Origin of the sequence: Bacillus sp. FSL E2-0195, from assembly GCF_038003645.1 — a bacterium.
Taxonomy (GTDB): domain Bacteria; phylum Bacillota; class Bacilli; order Bacillales; family Bacillaceae_G; genus Bacillus_A; species Bacillus_A mycoides.
Map to the genome: position 1 here is coordinate 280,001 of NZ_JBBOPN010000001.1, position 5,000 is coordinate 285,000.

Annotated in this window: 1 protein-coding gene and 2 rRNA genes (1 of these 3 cut by a window edge); 2 read left to right on the forward strand and 1 reads right to left on the reverse strand. The window is 43.4% G+C overall.

What is annotated here, in order from left to right:
* Positions 1-2,402 (forward strand): 23S ribosomal RNA (locus MHH59_RS01590) (it extends 520 nt beyond the left edge of the window).
* Between the two features lie 49 nt (positions 2,403-2,451).
* Positions 2,452-2,567, forward strand: a 5S ribosomal RNA gene (gene rrf, locus MHH59_RS01595).
* Between the two features lie 115 nt (positions 2,568-2,682).
* Here the strand turns inward: rrf and MHH59_RS01600 are convergent.
* Positions 2,683-3,222 carry a recombinase family protein gene (locus tag MHH59_RS01600; protein ID WP_340850765.1) on the reverse strand — a complete coding sequence of 180 codons (540 nt, stop codon included), beginning with the start codon at positions 3,220-3,222 and terminating at the stop codon, positions 2,683-2,685.
* Positions 3,223-5,000: the final 1,778 nt, after the last annotated feature.

Here is a 5,000-nt window from a genome sequence, read left to right on the forward strand (position 1 = left end):
GTGAAAAGCACCCCGGAAGGGGAGTGAAAGAGATCCTGAAACCGTGTGCCTACAAATAGTCAGAGCCCGTTAATGGGTGATGGCGTGCCTTTTGTAGAATGAACCGGCGAGTTACGATCCCGTGCGAGGTTAAGCTGAAGAGGCGGAGCCGCAGCGAAAGCGAGTCTGAATAGGGCGTTTAGTACGTGGTCGTAGACCCGAAACCAGGTGATCTACCCATGTCCAGGGTGAAGTTCAGGTAACACTGAATGGAGGCCCGAACCCACGCACGTTGAAAAGTGCGGGGATGAGGTGTGGGTAGCGGAGAAATTCCAATCGAACCTGGAGATAGCTGGTTCTCCCCGAAATAGCTTTAGGGCTAGCCTTAAGTGTAAGAGTCTTGGAGGTAGAGCACTGATTGAACTAGGGGTCCTCATCGGATTACCGAATTCAGTCAAACTCCGAATGCCAATGACTTATCCTTAGGAGTCAGACTGCGAGTGATAAGATCCGTAGTCAAGAGGGAAACAGCCCAGATCGCCAGCTAAGGTCCCAAAGTGTGTATTAAGTGGAAAAGGATGTGGAGTTGCTTAGACAACTAGGATGTTGGCTCAGAAGCAGCCACCATTTAAAGAGTGCGTAATAGCTCACTAGTCGAGTGACTCTGCGCCGAAAATGTACCGGGGCTAAATACACCACCGAAGCTGCGAATTGATACCAATGGTATCAGTGGTAGGGGAGCGTTCTAAGTGCAGTGAAGTCAGACCGGAAGGACTGGTGGAGCGCTTAGAAGTGAGAATGCCGGTATGAGTAGCGAAAGACGGGTGAGAATCCCGTCCACCGAATGCCTAAGGTTTCCTGAGGAAGGCTCGTCCGCTCAGGGTTAGTCAGGACCTAAGCCGAGGCCGACAGGCGTAGGCGATGGACAACAGGTTGATATTCCTGTACCACCTCTTTATCGTTTGAGCAATGGAGGGACGCAGAAGGATAGAAGAAGCGTGCGATTGGTTGTGCACGTCCAAGCAGTTAGGCTGATAAGTAGGCAAATCCGCTTATCGTGAAGGCTGAGCTGTGATGGGGAAGCTCCTTATGGAGCGAAGTCTTTGATTCCCCGCTGCCAAGAAAAGCTTCTAGCGAGATAAAAGGTGCCTGTACCGCAAACCGACACAGGTAGGCGAGGAGAGAATCCTAAGGTGTGCGAGAGAACTCTGGTTAAGGAACTCGGCAAAATGACCCCGTAACTTCGGGAGAAGGGGTGCTTTCTTAACGGAAAGCCGCAGTGAATAGGCCCAAGCGACTGTTTAGCAAAAACACAGGTCTCTGCGAAGCCGTAAGGCGAAGTATAGGGGCTGACACCTGCCCGGTGCTGGAAGGTTAAGGAGAGGGGTTAGCGTAAGCGAAGCTCTGAACTGAAGCCCCAGTAAACGGCGGCCGTAACTATAACGGTCCTAAGGTAGCGAAATTCCTTGTCGGGTAAGTTCCGACCCGCACGAAAGGTGTAACGATTTGGGCACTGTCTCAACCAGAGACTCGGTGAAATTATAGTACCTGTGAAGATGCAGGTTACCCGCGACAGGACGGAAAGACCCCGTGGAGCTTTACTGTAGCCTGATATTGAATTTTGGTACAGTTTGTACAGGATAGGCGGGAGCCATTGAAACCGGAGCGCTAGCTTCGGTGGAGGCGCTGGTGGGATACCGCCCTGACTGTATTGAAATTCTAACCTACGGGTCTTATCGACCCGGGAGACAGTGTCAGGTGGGCAGTTTGACTGGGGCGGTCGCCTCCTAAAGTGTAACGGAGGCGCCCAAAGGTTCCCTCAGAATGGTTGGAAATCATTCGTAGAGTGCAAAGGCATAAGGGAGCTTGACTGCGAGACCTACAAGTCGAGCAGGGACGAAAGTCGGGCTTAGTGATCCGGTGGTTCCGCATGGAAGGGCCATCGCTCAACGGATAAAAGCTACCCCGGGGATAACAGGCTTATCTCCCCCAAGAGTCCACATCGACGGGGAGGTTTGGCACCTCGATGTCGGCTCATCGCATCCTGGGGCTGTAGTCGGTCCCAAGGGTTGGGCTGTTCGCCCATTAAAGCGGTACGCGAGCTGGGTTCAGAACGTCGTGAGACAGTTCGGTCCCTATCCGTCGTGGGCGCAGGAAATTTGAGAGGAGCTGTCCTTAGTACGAGAGGACCGGGATGGACGCACCGCTGGTGTACCAGTTGTTCTGCCAAGGGCATAGCTGGGTAGCTATGTGCGGAAGGGATAAGTGCTGAAAGCATCTAAGCATGAAGCCCCCCTCAAGATGAGATTTCCCATAGCGTAAGCTAGTAAGATCCCTGAAAGATGATCAGGTTGATAGGTTCGAGGTGGAAGCATGGTGACATGTGGAGCTGACGAATACTAATAGATCGAGGACTTAACCATATAATATGAAGCAATGTTATCTAGTTTTGAAGGAATATACCTTCATCAGTTTGGTGATGATGGCAGAGAGGTCACACCCGTTCCCATACCGAACACGGAAGTTAAGCTCTCTAGCGCCGATGGTAGTTGGGACCTTGTCCCTGTGAGAGTAGGACGTCGCCAAGCAACTTTAAGACGAGTCAGAATGACTCGTCTTTTTTGTGTTTAATGAAATAAGCTTGTTATTAATGGCTCAAGTAATCCATTGATAACAAGCTTATTTGTTTAAAGGTAAGCGTATTTATATAAATGAGGCCCTAGACACATTTGTAATTTCACAAATTTGATTTACAGTCATATCTCCCTCTTTATAAAGCTTTACTGCATAATTCATTCCTGCATGATTTTTATGGTACTTCTTTAACCGACCTTTAAACTTTCCTTCTTTCTTAGCCAGTTCAATTCCTTCACGCTGCCGCATACGGATAAGATCACGTTCTAATTGGTTTACACCCGCCATAACCGTAATTAAGAATTGGCTGTAGGGATTATCTTCTGATAAATCTAGCCATGTATCTTTTAAGGATTTTAAATTTGCCTTTTTACTCCGTATGTTATCGATTAATTCAAATAAATCTTGTGTACTACGAGTAATCCGAGTTAAGTCCGTAACATAAATGATGTCACCTTCTTGTATATCCTCTAACATTTTTTGAAGTTGCTCACGATCTTTTGTTGCTCCGGAAACAATAATATCCATTCCGATTTCGTTCAGTTGCTGAAATTGCCTTGAAGGATTCTGGCTAGTTGAACTGACGCGTATATAACCGATTTTTCGCAAAATATCACCTCATTTTTGAGACAAGTCTTATGAGACGCTCTTAACTATGATTTTATCAGTCTCCTAAACTCTATTGATATATAATTGAACTAATTAACTGAATAATTATATAAATGAGATGATAATGGCTTTAATTCGTGAATAGAAAAGAAGCTACCACATGTTAAATTGAAGTGAACCCGAATAGTGGTACATGAAAAAAGTTTGAAGAAAAAAGTTCATTGTAACAGGCTATTTGTTTCATTTATCACGCTATTTGCGGGCAGTAAAACTCCCACCTCAGAATTCAGCTGGAGCAAAGAAGTTAGGTGGGAGCCCTGTTGCCCGTAAACGCCCGATTGGTGAAGGCTAATAATCAGTGGGGGATCAACAGCCCCCCCCTGCTGATTAAAGTTTCACTTCATTTGTTTTAAGTAGTTATATGGTGAAAGTGGTGGAGTTAAAAAGATAATAGCGCGTGTTCTTTTTTCTGAATCTGGCTTTTGAAGAGCGGCGATAATTTCAAAATATAGTTCTTGAAACTCTTATGTATTACTTTCGCATATAACATTTTGGATAAAGATGTGTGGATTAATGTTTAGACTCTATAATCTTTTTTATAGTTTGGATAGTTTGTTACACGAAATTCCCAAGAAAATTTTCGAGCGGGAAGATCAGTTATGAGTAGTAATATTGGAACTGCTCTTGTACATAGTGTTCAGCTTCTTTATAAGTTCTACTTGTTTCCTCCAGTAGTTGGATAAGAATCCTTTTTTGTAGCCTTATAAATAAGATAACTAAAGTATAGTTGGCCACTGGTTGCTATTTGAACAGCATATTTGTCTTTATTATCACGTTGATATAAATAAGTTGGAGGAAGAATGGGTTCATCGGGAATAAATGTAGGTAGTTATATACTCTATTTGTAATTTGGTTGGAAATAATGAAACTATATGCTCTTCTAACGGAAAAACTTATAGATATAGGATACAACTCTTTAAATTTTATAATTTTGTAGCTTTTATATAGAAGATAAGTATAAGTGAAAAATTATAGTGTGATTACTTAAATGCAAGGAAGTAGTGGTGTATAACAAGAGAATAGAACATTCGTTCTCGAATGGTGTAATGGACATACTCAATCAATTGAGGCGCTTATTTTCTATTGGACATATGTGTTTAAAGAAGAGCTGCCATACTAGGTTCGGATTTCCAGTATAGCTTGTAACTTTACATGCTTTAGTGAAGTGGTTCTTCAGTAAAGTATATTTCAATTATTAATATTGGATTTATTGACACTCCCACTGCTAAAGGGGCAACCTGATTAACATCAGTGTGATTCTTGCTACCAAAGGCGAAGTCCATTTTTGGTATCGCTGACGTGCAAGATTGTAGTGTGCCATCACCACTCTCACTATAGACCGTATAGGTTCGCGAGCTACGGTGCTATGACAGCTGCATGTTCATATGTTTTAGCGTCTTTTTCTTGTCTATAGTTGACGTGTATCAAAACAATAAGTGTTTTTCTATGAAGGTATCGTGAAATCTGTAAACGAACCAATTATTCTATCTCCAACTGGTTTTATGAAATAATCTACGAATGGTCCTTTACTCATCATAATTTTTAATATTAATTGAATCTAGTCTATAGTCGGTTCATTCTATTATGAGTGGTTCAGGAGAGTGAGTGTACTGTTAGAAAGAGATATTGTAATTAAGATAAGGAGAGTAAATGAAGTTGCTAGAAAAGAATTTCTTGTGGAACCCAGTAATGTACGGGGGATAATCCTCTTGAAATAG